General features: G+C 34.7%; 16 protein-coding genes. All 16 read right to left on the bottom strand.

What is annotated here, in order from left to right; translation table 11 throughout:
- Positions 1–142: 142 nt before the first annotated feature.
- The gene (locus tag IAE52_RS07215) at positions 143–802 is read right to left on the bottom strand and encodes a trimeric intracellular cation channel family protein (RefSeq protein ID WP_004254956.1); all 660 of its coding nucleotides are present in this window, start codon (positions 800–802) and stop codon (positions 143–145) included.
- A 105-nt stretch (positions 803–907) separates the two neighbouring features.
- Complete coding sequence (thrS, locus tag IAE52_RS07210; RefSeq protein WP_109991303.1) at positions 908–2,848, bottom strand: threonine--tRNA ligase; 1,941 nt, start codon at positions 2,846–2,848, stop codon at positions 908–910.
- Between the two features lie 561 nt (positions 2,849–3,409).
- Positions 3,410–3,727 carry an ATP cone domain-containing protein gene (locus IAE52_RS07205; RefSeq protein ID WP_004254946.1) on the bottom strand — a complete coding sequence of 106 codons (318 nt, stop codon included), beginning with the start codon at positions 3,725–3,727 and terminating at the stop codon, positions 3,410–3,412.
- A 57-nt stretch (positions 3,728–3,784) separates the two neighbouring features.
- Positions 3,785–5,047 (bottom strand): Nramp family divalent metal transporter, encoded by a 1,263-nt coding sequence (locus tag IAE52_RS07200; RefSeq protein WP_109991304.1) that lies wholly within the window; start codon positions 5,045–5,047, stop codon positions 3,785–3,787.
- 105 nt (positions 5,048–5,152) lie between these two features.
- Complete coding sequence (locus IAE52_RS07195; RefSeq protein ID WP_010906194.1) at positions 5,153–5,761, bottom strand: nitroreductase family protein; 609 nt, start codon at positions 5,759–5,761, stop codon at positions 5,153–5,155.
- Positions 5,762–5,901: 140 nt separating this feature from the next.
- Positions 5,902–6,537: a uracil phosphoribosyltransferase gene (gene upp / locus IAE52_RS07190; RefSeq protein WP_011835873.1), complete on the bottom strand. Its 636-nt coding sequence runs from the start codon at positions 6,535–6,537 to the stop codon at positions 5,902–5,904.
- 225 nt (positions 6,538–6,762) lie between these two features.
- A complete protein-coding gene (locus IAE52_RS07185) occupies positions 6,763–7,902 on the bottom strand; it encodes a cation:proton antiporter (RefSeq protein WP_004254931.1) in 1,140 nt (379 codons plus the stop codon).
- 54 nt (positions 7,903–7,956) lie between these two features.
- Positions 7,957–9,120, bottom strand: coding sequence for a MalY/PatB family protein (locus IAE52_RS07180; protein ID WP_109991305.1), 1,164 nt, complete (start codon positions 9,118–9,120; stop codon positions 7,957–7,959).
- 252 nt (positions 9,121–9,372) lie between these two features.
- A complete protein-coding gene (locus tag IAE52_RS07175; protein WP_081041166.1) occupies positions 9,373–10,461 on the bottom strand; it encodes a cystathionine gamma-synthase in 1,089 nt (362 codons plus the stop codon).
- A gap of 36 nt (positions 10,462–10,497) precedes the next feature.
- A complete protein-coding gene (gene metA / locus IAE52_RS07170; protein WP_012898460.1) occupies positions 10,498–11,457 on the bottom strand; it encodes a homoserine O-succinyltransferase in 960 nt (319 codons plus the stop codon).
- Positions 11,458–11,610: 153 nt separating this feature from the next.
- A complete protein-coding gene (locus tag IAE52_RS07165) occupies positions 11,611–12,171 on the bottom strand; it encodes an NUDIX hydrolase (protein ID WP_109991306.1) in 561 nt (186 codons plus the stop codon).
- Positions 12,172–12,179: 8 nt separating this feature from the next.
- Entirely contained in the window at positions 12,180–13,088 is a 909-nt protein-coding gene (locus IAE52_RS07160) for an AEC family transporter (RefSeq protein ID WP_047685959.1), read from the bottom strand.
- A 135-nt stretch (positions 13,089–13,223) separates the two neighbouring features.
- Positions 13,224–14,093 (bottom strand): aldose 1-epimerase family protein, encoded by an 870-nt coding sequence (locus IAE52_RS07155; RefSeq protein ID WP_033900845.1) that lies wholly within the window; start codon positions 14,091–14,093, stop codon positions 13,224–13,226.
- 313 nt (positions 14,094–14,406) lie between these two features.
- On the bottom strand, positions 14,407–15,351 hold the full coding sequence (locus IAE52_RS07150; RefSeq protein ID WP_200136741.1) for a 3'-5' exoribonuclease YhaM family protein: 945 nt from the start codon (positions 15,349–15,351) through the stop codon (positions 14,407–14,409).
- 246 nt (positions 15,352–15,597) lie between these two features.
- Entirely contained in the window at positions 15,598–16,902 is a 1,305-nt protein-coding gene (gene rmuC / locus IAE52_RS07145) for a DNA recombination protein RmuC (protein ID WP_004254886.1), read from the bottom strand.
- Between the two features lie 91 nt (positions 16,903–16,993).
- Positions 16,994–17,644, bottom strand: coding sequence for a ribulose-phosphate 3-epimerase (gene rpe, locus IAE52_RS07140; RefSeq protein WP_200136740.1), 651 nt, complete (start codon positions 17,642–17,644; stop codon positions 16,994–16,996).
- Positions 17,645–17,687 lie beyond the last annotated feature (43 nt).

Here is a 17,687-nt window from a genome sequence, read left to right as displayed (position 1 = left end):
CGCTTCAAGACTCTCGTCTCTTGCGACAACTATTATATTCTATCAAACCTACTTCTCCTTGTCAAGAATTAACTGTGACTTTTATACCTTTTTTTATCTTACATCCGGAAAATCCCACGGTTGTCATGTTTTATTAAATACATTAATATTCGATTCTTGGTAAATTTAGTTTTCTTTGTTCCGAAATGATTCTGATGAGAACGATAAAGATGACAGAAATAAACAAAGCTAAGTTATGGCTGATTACCGATTGAAGGTATACATATAGAATTCCACCAATAATACATGGTAGGGCATAGATGTTTTCTCTAAAAATCATCGGAACTTGATTTGCAATCACATCGCGTATCATTCCACCACCGACACCTGTCAATACTCCTAAGAATACAATGAAGAAGATATTTTGTGAATAACCATGTGCTATTCCAGCATCAATCCCTAATACAGTAAAAATTCCTAGACCTATGGCATCAGAAACTAAGAGAAGATTATTGTAGAAACGTGCTGCTTTAAAAATACTCAATGCTTCTCTTCTTGATTTAATTATTAGTGCTACAAGCATAGCTACTATTGATGCAATAATCGAAATAACTATAAAAAATGGCGATTTTAATGCTGTAGGAGGTGTTGCTCCTAAGAGTAAATCTCGAAATATCCCACCACCAACAGCTGTTATTACTGACATCACAAGAATACCAAAAATATCTAGTTTATGATTGATCCCCACCACGGTCCCCGAAATAGCGAATGCTACGGTTCCTAAAATTTCCAAAAATAAATAAAAACTGCTAATCACTTCCATATCCCTTTATACTTCACCTTAATAATCTTTTTAATACAATTTATTATACCCTATAATTCTCCAATATAAATAAAAAGAGACTGATTTTCAACAGTCTCTTTTTCTTTAATCAACGCGGCTAAAATTAGCAACATCTGCGCTGATATTTTCAATAAATTCTTCAAGCGGAATGACTTTTGTTTCTTTTGAGCCATAACGACGAATATTTACAGTTCCATCAGCTTGTTCTTGGTCTCCAATAACGATTTGATATGGAATTTTATGTGTTTGTGATTGACGAATCTTCCAGCCCATTTTTTCATTGGCTTCATCGACAACAACGCGGAACCCTTTATCTTGAAGTTCACGTTGAATTTTCCATGCGTAATCGGCATGAATTTCATTATTTACTGGGATAATGGTTGCTTGAGTTGGAGCGAGCCATGTTGGGAAAGCACCTTTATAAACTTCGATAAGGTAGGCAATGAAACGTTCAAGTGTTGAGATTACGCCACGGTGAATCATTACTGGGCGATGTTTTTCACCGTCAGCACCGATATACGAAATGTCAAAGTTTTCAGGATTAAGGAAGTCTAACTGAATAGTTGAAAGTGTTTCTTCATTACCAAGAGCAGTTTTAACTTGAATGTCAAGTTTAGGACCGTAAAATGCTGCTTCTCCTTCTGCTTCAACGTAGTCAAGATTCATGTCATCCATTGTCGCTTTGAGCATGGCTTGAGATTTTTCCCACATTTCATCATCTGGGAAATATTTCACTGTATCTTTAGGGTCACGGTAGCTGAGTCGGAAGCTGTAATCATTGATTCCAAAGTCACGGTACATGTCCATAATCAATTGAAGAATTTTACTAAATTCTTCTTGAACTTGTTCTAACATGACGAAAGTATGACCATCATTCAAAGTCATTTCGCGGACACGTTGAAGTCCTGAGAGTGCTCCTGATTTTTCATAACGGTGCATCATCCCAAATTCAGCAATACGAATTGGGAGTTCACGATAAGAGTGAACGTGATGTTTATAGATAGCAATATGGCTCGGACAGTTCATTGGACGAAGTTCCATTTCTTCGCCATCACCCATATCCATTGGTGGATACATATCTTCATGGTAATGTTGCCAGTGACCTGATTGTTTATAAGTATTAAGGTTCATCATGACTGGTGTGATAACGTGTTGATAACCGTTTTTCACCTCTTGGTCAACGACAAAACGTTCAATAATTCGACGAATTGTTGCTCCAGCTGGGAGCCAGTAAGCAGTTCCCGCACCAAGTTCTGCGTCATTAAAGAACAAGTCAAGTTCGCGACCGAGTTTACGGTGGTCACGTTCTTTTGCTTCTTCACGAAGTTTAAGATTTTCTTCTAATTCTTCTTTTGTAAACCAAGCTGTACCGTAAATACGTTGCATCATCTTGTTATCAGAATTACCGCGCCAGTAAGCACCTGCAACGTTGAGAAGGTGGAAAAATTTGATGACACCAGTTGATGGAACGTGTGGGCCGCGGCAAAGGTCAGTATATTCACCTTGAGTATAGATAGTAAGTCCACCTTCATCTTCATTGTGTTCTTCAATGAGTTCGAGTTTGTATGGATCATTTGCAAAAATTTCTTTTGCTTCTTCTTTGCTTACTTCTTTACGTTCTGATTTGAAGTTTTCTTTAACAATTTTCTTCATTTCAGCTTCAATTGTTGCCAAATCATCATTTGAAATTTGACCGGCTTCGTTATCTGTATCGTAATAGAAACCATCTTGAATAGCTGGTCCAACACCCAAGTGAATATTAGGGAAATGGCGTTTTGCTGCTTGAGCAAAAAGGTGAGCAGCTGAATGTCGTAAAATTCCAAGTGCATCTTCATGGTCTGGTGTTACAATTTCAAAGTTGCTATCTTCATTGATTGCTCGAGTGGCATCAATTAATTTTCCGTTGACCTTACCTGCAAGTGTTTTTTTGGCAAGACTAGGTGAGATTGATTTAGCAATTTCAAATGTTGTTACGCCCGCCTCAAATTCTTTTACGTTACCGTCTGGAAATGTTATTTTAATCATTTTATGTGCCTTTCTTTAATCTTTTTTTAGTTGGAAATTACTGACAGAAAAATCCGAATTGCTTGGGAGCAATGAATTACTTGTTAAAAGTCTTGTCAATAATTTATGGAAATAAAAAAACGCAAATCTCATCCTATAAAGGACGCTACTTGCGTGTTACCACCTTTGTTCTATTTGCTGACAAAATTCGTTAAGCTCTTTCTAGCAATTATTGCTTACAAAAGTGCTCAATTTCTAGCTATAAAATTGCTGTCAGTAAATTTCTCTTCTTTGACGTAACGTGTCAGAGACGCTTTTCTGTTGTCCAAAAAAGAATTTAACTTACAAAAAGTCTGTAAGTAGTGAGTGGTATTTTTAGCTGCCATTTTCAGGCTCGCATCAACCGCCTGATTTCTTAGAAATTTTCACTAAAAACATGTCTCTTTTTATATTGTAAAGCTTGACCTAAAATTTGTCAAGAAGGAAATAATACTAAATAAAATTACTGACAGCCCAAAATTAAAAGTTCTGTCAGTAATTTTTACTGACGAGTAAAAAAGAACTCAATGAGTTCTTTTTATATTAATGTCTTTGCTCAATATTTTGCTTTGTTTTGTAAGCAAGAAAATCGCGTGCCACATCTTTATCAAAATCATTGAGTTGTTTTATCACTTGGTTTTGAATCGTTTCAATCTCAATTTTTTCAAAAGAGAGCTCAGCAATTACTTTTTCAACGACTTTTGTTACATTATTAGCAATCATATTGGCGTGGAGCGGTTTATCTTTGTATTTACCATTGATTGCAGCTTTGAATACTGCCGTTTGAATGCGGAAGCTATCCCAGTCAACGACATGTCCATTACGTTTGATAACTACTTTATTAACTAATTTTGCTTGCATCAATTTCTCCTTATTTTTTAATCTTCTTACAATACTATTATACCAAATTTTTCGGAATTATTTAAAAGTTTCGACGATTAATACGATATTGAGTAAAGTTACAAAAACTCCTGTTGCTAATAAGAGCCACTTTGTAAACCAAACATTTTTATATTTGCCCATTACTCTTTTAGAACTTGTCAAATAAATTTGCAAAAAGATAGTAATTGGTAATTGGATACTTAAGAAAACCTGTGAATAAATTAAAATATTAAATGGCGAAGTCACAAAACTTAAAGCGCAAATGGCAATCGTTGCTCCAATTATTGTGATTAAAACACCTAATTTACTATGTGGGTCTTGTGCATCATAAGGTTCTGCAAAGATTCCTGCAAAAATTGACCCACCTGCCATTCCGGCTGTTACCGATGAGGCTACTCCTGCAAAAAGAAAAGCAATCGCAAAAATAATTGCAGCCACTGGACCAAGGAGAGGAACGAGCATTTCTTGTGCTTGATTAATTTCTGTTACAATTCGAGGGAAAAATAAAGCCGCAGCAATGATAATAATTGCAGAATTAATCACCCAGCCTAGAAACATTGAAAAAATTGTATCAAAGAACTCAAAACGCAATTGTCTTTCCATCACCGCTTCATCTTTTAAATTCCACTGACGACTTTGAATAACTTCCGAGTGTAAAAATAGATTATGTGGCATGACAACGGCCCCTAGGGCTGACATGATGATTGGCATTGATTTTGCATCAACAAAAGGAATGACCATTCCTTTTGCTGCTTGTCCCCAATTAATATGTGGAATAATAAAAATTTCTAGTAAAAGTGCAATCCCAATCAAACTTACAAAACCAATAATAACTTTTTCAATTTTAGGATATGAATTACTAAACAAAAACCAGATAACCAAACCAGCTGTTAAAATTGCTCCTACCACAATTGGTAATTTAAAGAGCATTTGCAAAGCTATTGCTCCACCCAAAATTTCAGCAACTGCTGTCGAAATAGAAGCTAAAACTCCCGTTCCCAAAACTGTTCTACTGAGCCAGGGTTTAAGGTATTGGGTCGCATTTTCTGACAAACACTTTCCTGTGACAATCCCTAAGTGGGCCACATTATGCTGGAGAAAAGCCAACATAATTGTTGATAGTGTAATTACCCAAAGTAATTTATAACCAAATTGAGAACCCGCAGCAAGATTGGCAGCCCAATTTCCTGGATCTATAAATCCCACCGCAACAATCAATCCTGGTCCAACATACTTCAAAAAATCAAGGGCTGGATATTTTTTATCTTGTAAAAATCGCCTCATTTTTATCCTTTTCATTTTCACTTCCTTTTGGACAATTATAGCATGCAGCTTTTAAGAGTTCAACTTTACAAAATAAAAAACCGTCAGTAAATTTTACTGACGGTCATTAAAAATGATTGATTATTTAGCAACGATGAAACGGTCTGCATCATCCATGAAAGTTTTTTCGCCAGCAGGTGCTTCGATTGAACCAAATACAAGTTGTCCACGAAGTTTCCAGCTTTCTGGAAGATTCCATTCTTTAGCAACAGCTTCGTCAATCAATGGATTGTAGTGTTGCAAGTTAGCGCCTAAACCTAGTTCAGCAAGAGCAGTCCATACATTTACAGAAATAATTCCTGAACCTTGTTCTGACCAAACTGGGAAGTTATCTGCATAAAGAGCAAATTGTTCTTGAAGATTTTTAACAACTGCTTGGTCTTCAAAGAAAAGAATTGTACCAAAAGCAGCTTTAAATCCATCAAGTTTTGCACGTGTGTTATCCCAAGCTGATTCAGGAACACCTTGTGCTTCCATGGCTGCTTTAAGTTCTGGGGCAACAATTTCATCCCAAAGTTTATCTTGGGCATCACCTGTGAGAATCAAAAGACGTCCAGTTTGTGAATTGAAAGCTGTTGGTGAAAAACGTACAGCTTCTTTAATTGTTTCAATCACTTTTTCTTCATCTTGAACGTTTCTTCCAAGAGCGTAGATTGTGCGACGGTTTTCTAATGATTTAATGAATGACATAATAATTACTTCCTTTTTGTTTTTATTGTTTACATATGTAATCTTATCAAATAAATTTACACTTGTAAACTATTTTGATTCAAAAAATTACTTTTTTTATAAAATAAAAAAAATCCCTATTTGAAATAGGGATAAATTTATTATTTAGTACCAAACAAACGGTCTCCAGCATCACCAAGACCTGGGACAATATAACCATGTTCATTAAGTTTTTCATCCAAAGCTGCAGTATAAATTTCAATATCTGGATGTGCTTCTTGGAGAGCTTTCACTCCTTCTGGTGCAGCAACAAGACAAACAAATTTAATATTTTCTGCTTTAGCATTTCGTTTTTTAAGAGAATCAACTGCTAAAATTGCTGAACCACCAGTTGCAAGCATTGGGTCAACAAGGAAAATTTGACGGTCAGCAATGTCGGCTGGAAGTTTCACTAAATATTCAACTGGTTTAAGTGTTTCTTCGTCACGATACATTCCGATATGCCCTACACGAGCAGCTGGAATCAATTTCAAAATTCCGTCTACCATCCCAATACCAGCACGCAAGATTGGTACAATCGCTAATTTTTTACCTGCGATTTGTTTAACCGTCGTTTTTTGAACGGGTGTTTCGATTTCGACATCTTCAAGGGGTAAATCTCTTGATACTTCGTAGGCCATGAGCATTCCAATTTCATCAACAAGTTCACGGAATTCTTTTGTCGATGCCTCTTTACGACGCAAGATTGAGAGTTTGTGTTGAATCAATGGATGTTCTACGACTTGAAATTTTGACATTTTGATTTTCCTTTCGCTAGATCCCTTTGCTAAGCAAAGTTCAGATTTATAAACTGCCTTTAAAAGGCAATTTTGCTAATTTTAGGCAAAATTTTTTAGAGCCTAGCAAGTTCGCTATTCTCTAAAAGCATTTTTTCTATTTTACCACTTTTTTGGTCTTTTTGGGAGGAATAAGATGAAATTTAAAAAAATTTAAATTTTTCGTCTTTTATTCTTTATTTTTTCTTAATTATCATATTTTTTCAAGACCATTTTAATTAAAAATGGTGCTAATACAGTTGCTAAAATAATCACGATAACCAGCTCCGAATAAACTTCATCTGTGATAATGGCACTCGTCAGACCAATTTGAGCCACAATCAGAGCCATTTCCCCTCGTGAAATCATTCCTGTTCCAATCAACATACTCTCACCAGTACTTAATTTACTTGCTTTTCCAACAAAATAGGCGGGGATAAATTTCGTCAAAATTGCTAAGAAGGTAAAGAGTAAAATTATCCAAGGATGATGAATCAAACTATCGAATTGAACAGATATGGCGATAAGTACAAAGAATACTGGGATAAAAATAACATAACCGATTGCTGAAGTATATTCTTCAATCTTATGACTTACTTCTGTTTGTGAAATAGCAAGTCCTGCAAAGAAACTACCTATTACCGCTGACATTCCTACGCTATCAGCAAGTAGACTTAAGCCCAAACAAATAATCAAGGCAACAATCGTATTTTTGTTGGCAATGGGTAGTTTTTGGACGAATTTCCAAAATCTTGGAATAAGCTTATGCACAAGAAATAAAAAGGCAAAAAAGAGAAGTTCAAGCAAAAATTGGATGAAAAGATGAGAACCAGAACCACCATTTTTAAAACTAGTAAAAATTGATAAAATCAATACAGCTAAAATATCATCAACAACTGCTGCTCCTAGAATAATCGAACCTGCACGTGTACTGAGCTTGCCATATTCTTGCAAGACTTCAACCGTAATCGACACTGAGGTCGCAGCGAAAACAATTCCATAAAAGAAACTGGTCGATATTCCGTAACCAAAGCCAAAAGCAACAAGTCCAAAGGCAATTAATGGCACAATTACACCACCAACTGCAACGAGCATTGATGCTTTAAAATTTTTCTTTAGAACAGTTAAATCACTCTCAATTCCCGCTAAGAACATGAGTAAGATAACCCCAATCTCAGACATCACTTCTAGAACATGACCGCTATGAACCAAGCCTAAAACTGATGGAGCAATCAAAATCCCAACAAGCATTTGTCCAACGACAGCTGGAATTTTAAGGCGTCTTGAAACAAGAGTAGCAATTAAAGAGGCAATTAAAACAATTGTGAGTTGTAAAATATCATTCATAAGTTGATTTTAACATATTTTTCATTCTTAAAAACACATTTTCGACTAAAATCCTTAAATTTTGAATGTTTCTACGAGTCGTTTGCTTGCTTCTTCAATCAATGAAAAAGGTGCAGCAGCATTTAATCTGGCATGCGCTTGTCCAGCTTTTCCAAAGCTTATTCCTTTATTTAGAATCACACCTGCCTCTTCTGCTATTTTTTCATCCAATACCTTATCTTCTAATTGATATTCAGAAAAATCAAGCCAAATTAAATAGGTTCCTTGAGGTTTCATTACTTTGATTTTTGTTTTTTGATGAAGTTCTGACTCAATATAAGTGATATTTTTTTCAAGCACATTTTTGAGTTCATTTAACCATTCATTTCCATTTTCATAAGCAACTTTGGTGGCTAGCATTCCTAAAGTGCTAATTTCTTGTTGATTATTTGCTAGTCTTCTTTGCAAGTATTTTTCACGTAAATCTTGGTTTTCAATAATTGCATAAGCGCATTTCACGCCAGCAATGTTAAAACTTTTAGTGGCAGAAGATAAAACAACTGAAAAATCTTTGAAGTCTTCTGAAAGAGTGTTAAAGGTCTGATGCTGATGACCAAACAATGTTAAATCTTGATGAATTTCATCAGAAACGACAATCACATTATGCTTTTTACAAATTTGACCAAGTTTTATCAGTTCTTCTTTCGTCCACACGCGCCCACCAGGATTGTGGGGGTTACAAAGAATATATAATTTCACGGAATTTTCAACAATTTCTTTTTCAAAAACTTCAAAATCAATTAGAAATTCCCCATTTTTTTCCATCAGTTTATTTTCAATTAGCTTTCGATTATTTAGCTTAACTGTTCTGGCAAACGGGGGATAAACAGGTGTGTTTATTAAAACAGCATCATTTTCTTTGGTCAATGCTTGAATGGCCAGACCAATTCCTGGAACAACTCCTTCAACCAAAATTAAAGCTTCTTTAGAAAAGTCATACTGATGTTGATTTTTTTCCCAATTTTGAATGCTTTTAATTAAATCTTCTTCAACATAAGCATATCCATAAACTCCATAGTCTGCGTAATCATGAATACTTTGTTTTATTTCTGGTAAGGCAAGAAAATCCATATCAGCCACCCATAATGGAAGTTTATGAGGATTCTCTTTTATTTCTTGCCATTTTACAGAATTGTGGTCAAGTCGATTTGGAATGGTTGTAAAATCATATTTTGTCATTTTTATACTCTCTTTTTTCTTTTCGTCATAGTCATAGGATAGCTGTCACTGCTTTAGCAGTTTACAGATATGCTAGTAGTTCCATCAGTAAAAAATTTACTGGCAGAACATATTTTAGCACTTTTGGATATGCTGGTAGTCTCATCATAGGATAGCCGTTGGCGCTTCGCCTTTTTGTCACAAAACGGACAGCGTAGCACGCAGTGCGTAGATAGCCTTTACGGATATGCTAGTTTGTTCATCAGTAATTTTTTAATTTTCTAAAGCTTCTTTGAGGTCTTCTATTAAATCGCGAACATCTTCTATCCCAATCGAAAGGCGAAGCAAATCATCTGTTAAACCATAACTTTCTCTAATCTCAAGTGGAATATCATGGTGAGTTTGCGCTGTTGGATAAGTGATTAAAGATTCAACACCTCCTAAGCTTTCAGCAAATGTAAAAACGCTCAAGTGATTTAAAATAGCAGGAATTTTGTTTTTGTCAGTAACTTTTAGAGAAATCATACCACCTAATCCTGGGTAAAGTACTTCTTTTACTGATGGAAGTTTTTTTAGGAAAGTCACAATTTTTTGGGCATTTTTAGTTGCCCTCTCCATTCTGAGGCTTAAAGTTTTCAAACCTCGCATGACAAGATAACTGTCAAATGGAGAAAGAACTGCTCCAGTAGTATTGAGCTGATATAATAATCTTTCATAAAGTTCTTCATCATAAACAATGACTGCTCCAGCCAAGACGTCATTATGTCCTGATAAATATTTTGTTGCCGAATGAATCACTAAATCCGCACCCAATTCTAATGGTTTTTGATAAATTGGGGTATAAAAAGTATTGTCAACAATCACTTTTGCATGATATGCCTGTGCTTTATTGGCGATTTTTTCAATATTATATTTAACCATCATTGGATTTGTCGGTGTTTCAATATAAACAATATCAGTATTTTCATCTATTAGCTCAAGCATTTCTTTTTCAGTTTTAGCATAGGAAAAGCAAAATCGCCCCTCTTTTTCTTGTTCATCGAACCAGCGAAATGAACCTCCATACAAATCTCGACTGGCAACGATTTTGGAACCGACTGGAAAAACTGAAAAGGCCAAGACAATTGCAGCCATTCCTGACGAAGTTGCTAGAGCAAATTGTCCTGATTCAATTGAAGCAAGTGCTTCTTCCAAGGTTGCTCTTGTTGGATTTTTGGTTCTGGTGTAATCAAAGCCAGTCGATTGACCAAATTCTGGATGTTGATAGGTCGTTGAAAAATGCAAAGGACTAACTAAAGCTCCCGTTGCCTCATCTTGATGAATTCCGACTTGCGCCAATAAAGTATCTAATCTTTTATCCATAAATTTCCTCATTTTTTAACTCATTATTTTTTACTTTTACTCTTTTTGATTAAAATCATAATTTTCTTCATTCAAATGTTGACTCAGACGTTCTCCTAGATAAGGCGTTCCTTGATAAACCGCATAATTCAACCAATTTGAAAAAAAGAGGGAAGCTGCTGAAGCCCAAGTACTTTTTGGCTTATTTTTATCATCATTTTCTGGAAAATAATTTTGGGGAAGATTGGGTTTCAGTCCTTCTTCTTTATCTCTCTCATATTCCCAAGCTAAAGTTTCACGGTCATATTCTAAATGGCCAAAAAGGTAAATTTCACGCAAATTTTTCTTCGCTAAAATTGAAAATCCGGTTTCTTTGGAGCTTGACAAGACTTCCAAATCAGGTACTTTTTTTATTTCTGATGGATTTGATTGGGTATATCGCGATTGTGGATAATTAAAAAAATCATCAAATCCTCTAAATAATGGATTTTTAGGTTGCTCTACTGAGCTTTTGTAAATACCACACAATTTTTGCGGAAGATTTTCTTTAGTTACACCATAGCGAGCATAAAGTGCCGCTTGTGCCCCCCAACAAATATGCAGACTTGAATAGACATGGCTTTTAGACCAGTTAATAATTTTCAAAAGCTCACTCCAATAGTCCACTTCTTCAAAGTTTAACTGCTCAACCGGAGCTCCTGTGACAATTAATCCGTCGTAATATTGACTCTTAATCTCAGAAAAAGATTTATAGAAGGAATCTAAATGCCCTTGTTTCGTATTTTTAAAATCATGAGAAGTCATATATAAAAATTCAACATTAATTTGTAATGGAGTGTTCGATAGTAATCGTAAAATTTGTCTTTCAGTTATTAATTTACGCGGCATGAGATTGACCACCAGCAAATTTAAAGGGCGAATATTTTGATTCTTCGCTCGTTCATCATTCATAACAAAAATATTATCCGCTCGCAAATCATCAATTGCGGGCAGACCTTCAATCACTTTTACCGGCATAAATCACTCAACTTTCAAATAGAATTAGAATCAATTATAGCCCTTCGTGATTTTTTTGCAATAGTCTCGCATTTTAATTCTGTGATGGTCTAATTTAAAATTTTTAATCTTATAATAAAACTTGCCTATGGCAAGTCTCATTTTGTATTTTATTTATTTATTTATAATTCGAGCAATGATTTTATCATAGATTACTCTCATTTCTTTTTCTGAGGATTTTTCGGAAAATTTTTCTAGTGGAATCCAGGCTAATCCCACTGTTTCATCCGTATTCTTTTGAAGTGAATCACTTTCCTTTGCTTCAAATAAAAAAGTAACATTAAGATGAATATGAGCACTGACATAACCATATTTTCTGTGATGATGTCCAAAAACAGGTAAGGCTTCAATTGAAATTGGCATTTCTGAAAGTTTTTTGAAAGATCGAAGTCCCGTTTCTTCTTGAACTTCTTTTACCGCTACAGCTAATAAGTCAGCATTACCGTCAGCATGGCCGCCTACCCAACCCCAACTTTGATAAATCTTATGATAAATTCCTAAAATTTTATCATGACTTTCATTCAAAACAAATGCACTTGCCGTAAAATGTGCAATAGAAGACCGATTCAAATTTTTTTCATCAGCTGCAAAATCTTGAAAAACTTTAAAATCTGTTTTTTCTTGCTGACCTTCTGGTACAAAATTCTCTAATAATTTTTCTATTTGATTTTTCATTTTTCACCTCATAAAATTATTACAATGATACTCATTAAAATTAAAGAAATAAACATGGATAAACTTATTGTCAATCCAGCTAAGGCCTTATCATTTCCAAGTTCTATAGCCTGAATCATATGTAAAAAGGACATTGGGCAAAAGAAGATTAATAAAAGAATTTCTTTTATTATGGCTGGAAATGGAAGGAAAAAATAAACCAAACTAGCTAAAATAAAGGCTAGTAAATAGCGCCAAGTCAATATTTTTAAAACAAGTTTTAATTTTCCCTTTGGCAGACGAAATTCCATAAAAAGCCCAATCGTAAAGATAGATAAAAGAGTATTAGCATTTGCTAAGGGGCGAATTGGAATCAGCCATTCATCCGGAAAAGATAGGCCGAAAATTGCTAAAATAAACATAAAAATATAAACAACAAAGGGTGGATTACGAAATAAGACGCCAAATATTTCTTGTAAGATAAAGCCGTGCTTTTTTCTACCACTTGAAAGTTCAACAATTGCTTGAGTAGTCCCTGTCACCATTAATGAATTTCCCATGTCAAACATGGCAAGAAATGGAATTGCTGCTGGAAAAAAACTAGAAACAAAAGGAATTGAAAAATTTCCGATATTATAACCTGACAAATCAAACATATAAAGTCCACGTTCTTCAACAGTAGCTTTTCGTCCAATAAATTTTCCTAGAAAAACTAAAAGAAGATTGGAAAAAAGTCCCATAAACATCAAGATAAAAAAAATATTAGAGAGTTTTGTATGATTGACTCCAATTAAAATTGTTGCTGGCAAGGTTAGATAAACAACCATTTTTGAAGTTAATGCTCCGTCTTTTTGATGAAGAATTTTAATTTTCTTTAGTAGGAGAGCTAAAAATAAAACAAGCATGATACTCAAGGCGTTGAGAAGAATTGTAGTCATTATTTTACTTTCTGTCAGTCGTTTTTTATTCTGTCAGTAATTTTGTAACTCCTAAGTTTACTGACAGCCTATCTCAATTAATTCTAGCATTTTTTTAAGCAAAAACTCCCGTAAAAATACGAGAGTCTTTTTTGATTATTTAATTTCAATGGTATATTCACAAGAAAATTTTCCTTCTGGTGCCAATTGATTGATTCCAAATTTGTTGGTAATATCTCCATCAGTATTTTCATCATCTGCAATTCCACACCAAGGTTCGATACAAACAAAGGGTGCTTCATTTGGATAAGGTGACCATAAACCAAAATAAGGCATATTTTTCCATGTTAGGCTGACTTCGTGGTCATCTAATTTATTGGTCAATGAAACTTTCATCTCCTTTGATGAGGTATAAACTAAAGCATCTTTATCAAAAAGTGCTCTTGTTAACGGAAGTTGACTGACTTGACTTTCAACTCTTTCATCTAGTTTCAAAGTTCCTGACGGTGGATCAAGTGGAATAAATGTCCGCTTTTCATCTGGTGAAATTGTTAATTGGTAATCTTCAAAAGTTCCATTTTTTAAAGGAACATTGAAAGCTGGGTGAGCCCCAACGCCAAAAGACATGAATTTTTCATCTTCATTTTTCACTTCATAACGAACTCTAATTTTATTGTCTACTAGTTTATAAGAAACACGGAAAACAAAATGAAAGGGATAGTGGTTTAAGCTATCTTCATTGTCACGAAGTTCAAAAACAAGTTCATCAGCTGATTTCTTAATTAATTCAAAGTCATTATCACGTGCAAAACCGTGTCCGCCCATTTTATAAGTTTTGTCATTATAGCGATATTCACCATTTTTCAATTTCCCTACGATTGGAAAGAGAACTGGAGCATGACGCCCCCAAAATTTTGCATCTGCTTGCCACAAATATTCAATATCATCATGTTGAATAGAATGCATTTCTGCTCCAAAAGTATCCACAACAACATTTAAGTGGCCATTTTTTAAAGTGTAATTCATAAAAAACTCCTTATATTTTTTTAACTTCCTCTATTTTACCATTTTTACTGACAAAAATTTCTGTCAGTAAAAAAATGTACGTCACACTTCAGAATGTTGACAAAGTACTTTCCACAAAAAATCAAAAAGTTAAATTATGACTCAAATGTCTGTGGAAATAGACAAAAGAGGAGCCCCTTGGGCTCCCCTTTTAACAATCCACTCGACTGCGAGAGTGGAGAGCCTAGCATGAAGCGCGAAGATGTTCCACACCAAATTGCTCAAATTTAGGTGCAAAACAGCTTTTTTATTCACTTGAACCATGCGCCACGGTTTAATCTTTTCTTGGTTTATAAAAATTACGATTAGATAAAGCCCAAACGCGTTGACTAAATTGACCTGGGTCAAGCGTTTGAGTCGCCGTAGTCATCATCATCATATTGGCATCCATAACATCAATTTGATGAATCATTTCTGCTTCCATAATTTGCGGACGAACAGGGCTACCATATTCCAACTCACCATGATGACTCAACAAACAATGACGAAGCATTAATAAATCTTCATTGTCATCATCAAAGCCAAGTTCAATGGCGGCTTTACTCACTTCTTCATCAATCAAAACAATGTGCCCAAGCAAATTTCCGCGCAAAGTATAAGAAGTATTTTCCGCACCTGTAAACTCTAAACATTTTGCCATATCATGCAGTAAAACACCGGCAAACATCAAATTTTCGTTGAGTTGTGGATAAACTTCGCAAACTTTTTCTGCTAATTGAAGCATGGTGGTTGTATGGAAAGCAAGACCTCCTTCAAAAGCATGGTGATTAGTTTTTGCAGCAGGAAATTCATAAAATTCTTTATCAAATTTTTTCAAAATCGTTCGTACAATTCGATTTAAAGTCGCATTTTCAATACGGAAGACGATTGATTGAACATATTCACGTAGATCTTTTTCTTGAACAGGAGAACTTTCTCGGTAATCATGAGGTTGATTAGGTTCACTATCTGTCGCCAAACGTAATTGTATTTTATTGACTTGAGGTATTCCATTATAAAGTTCTTTGAGAGCCTTCATATGTACGACACGTCCAGCTCTAAATTGTTCAACCGCTTTAGGATTGGCATCCCAAATATTTCCGTTGATTGTTCCTGTTCGGTCTTGAAAACTTAAAGCTAAAAAGTCTTTTCCTGCACGAGTTTGACGTAATTCAACTGATTTAATCAGATAAAACCCTTCAAAAAATTCGCCAATTTCTAAGTTTTTAATGAGCACCATGTTTTCTCCTTTAAGATGTGAGAACGAGCATTCAGAAGTGGTGAAAATTGTGGTTCTGAATATAATCCAGTTTCTATTTCACACGCTTCTACGAGCCCGAACTCAGTTAAATTAATTTGCAGGGGCGCTTCATTTCACCAAAGAAATAAATGTTTTTCTTTCTTACGTCCCACTTTTATATGTTAATTTTTTACCGCTTTTAAGAGCGACTTTCTTAGATATCGAACCTAAACTAGAAAGAGAAGTTTATTCATTATCTATCCCTAGAAGTTCACTACTTTTACTATTATCAATTTCATTGATATTCCGTAATTTACGATTCATCACATTTGTTCTTGTGGTGATTAGATTGCTAATCTCTTTTTCAGATTGTTGCAGACGTTCTTGAACTTTTTTCAGTGAACCTTCAAACTTACCAAATTCTGTTTTGACAGCACCTAGTAGCTCATAAACTTCAGCTGATTTTTGTTCGATTTGCAAAGTTTTAAAGCCCATTTGCAAACTGTTCAAGACGGCTGTCATTGTCGTTGGACCTGTCACATTGACCTTGTAATCACGACTGATTTGTTCATAAAGTTCAGGGTTATTGACCACTTCCATAAACAGCCCTTCAGTTGGTAAAAACATGATGGCAAAATCTGTTGTTTTTGGTGGAACAATATATTTTTCACTGATTGATTTGGCTTGAGCTTTGACGGCATTAAACAATGCTTTTCTTGTCTTATCAATTTCCAGACTGTCATTTGATTCTAAAGCCATTTGCAAGCGTTGATAATCTTCCATCGGGAATTTTGAGTCAATTGGTAATAAAAGCTCTGAATCATCAGATTTTCCAGGTAAAATCAAAGCATAATCAACTGCATTGCCCCCTTGGATATTGACTTGTTCACGGTATTGACTACTTGTAAACATTTGCTCTAAAATTCGGCCTAACTGAATTTCACCAACAATCCCACGTGTTTTAACACCGGTCATTACCTTTTGTAAGCTGTCCACATCGCTGGCAAGATTTCTCATTTCGCCCAAGCCCTCTTCCACATTTTTCAAATGTAAAGTTACCTGTTCAAAGGATTGCGAAATTCTGCGATTTAATGTTTCTTGCAATTTTTCATCGACCGTTTCTTGAATCTGACTCAATCTTTTATCATTTGAATCTTGTAATTCTTTAAATTTATGGTCAAATTTGGCGGTAATTGACTCTGTCAGTTCTGACAGTTTACTAACTGTTCTATCAGTAGATTCTACCAAACTTACAGAAATTTTTTCTAATTTTTGCTCATTTGAGTTTTGTAAATCTTTAAACTGCCAATCAAACTTACTATTGATATTTTCTGTCAGTGCCGAAAAATCATTATTGACCGAACGTAAACTACTAGAAAGTTCCTGTCTATTTTGCGCAAGTTGCTGGTTAATATCTGAGCGCATTTCCGATAAATTTTGATTAAGATAATTTAACTGATGACTCGTATTTCCTTTGTCAGTTTTTTTGAAAAAATTGGCAAGGGACAGTAAAATCAAAAGTATAAGTAATATAATAATTATGACTTCCATCTTGATTTTTTATTTTCCTACATTTCTAAAAACTTTAAATCAATTCCTAAAGTTTACTGACAGAAAAGCTGTCAGTAACTTTTTGAGAATTTTATAAATTTACACGAAGTTTTTCAATATTTTTCTCAACTTCACCCTTAAAAATAAATGACCCTGCAACAAAAACATTAGCTCCGGCAGCTTTAGCAACTTTAATTGTTTGGTCATCAATTCCACCATCAACTTCGATTTCAAAATCAAGCTTTTTATCAGTCCGAATTTGAGCGAGTTCACGAACTTTATCCATCATTTCAGGAATAAATTTTTGACCTCCAAAACCAGGATTGACTGTCATTACTAAGACCATATCCACAAGTGGTAAAACAGTTTTAATCGCCTCTACAGGAGTTCCAGGATTAATAACTACCGAAGCTTTCATGCCGGCATTCTTAATTTTTTGAAGTGCTCCGTGAATATGATGAGTTGCTTCAACATGAATACTCATGCTATCAGCTCCTGCCTTTGCAAAATCCTCCACATATTTTTCAGGATTTTCAACCATCATGTGAACATCGAAAAATAAATGAGTTTGTGCGCTAAGTGCCGAAACAACGCCAGCTCCAAAGGTTAAATTATCCACAAAATGTCCGTCCATTACGTCAATATGTACAAGGTCAGCTCCAGCAGATTCTAAACGTTTCACATCTCTTGCAAAATTTCCAAAGTCTGCTGACAAAATTGATGGAGCAATTTTATTTTTCATTTCTATCCTCTCTCTAAATAACTTGAATTAGTAATTTATCTTT

The organism is Lactococcus sp. S47, assembly GCF_016517475.1.
Taxonomy (GTDB): domain Bacteria; phylum Bacillota; class Bacilli; order Lactobacillales; family Streptococcaceae; genus Lactococcus; species Lactococcus lactis.
Note: the sequence above shows the minus strand (reverse complement) of the source record. Positions and strands in the feature narration are given on the sequence as shown.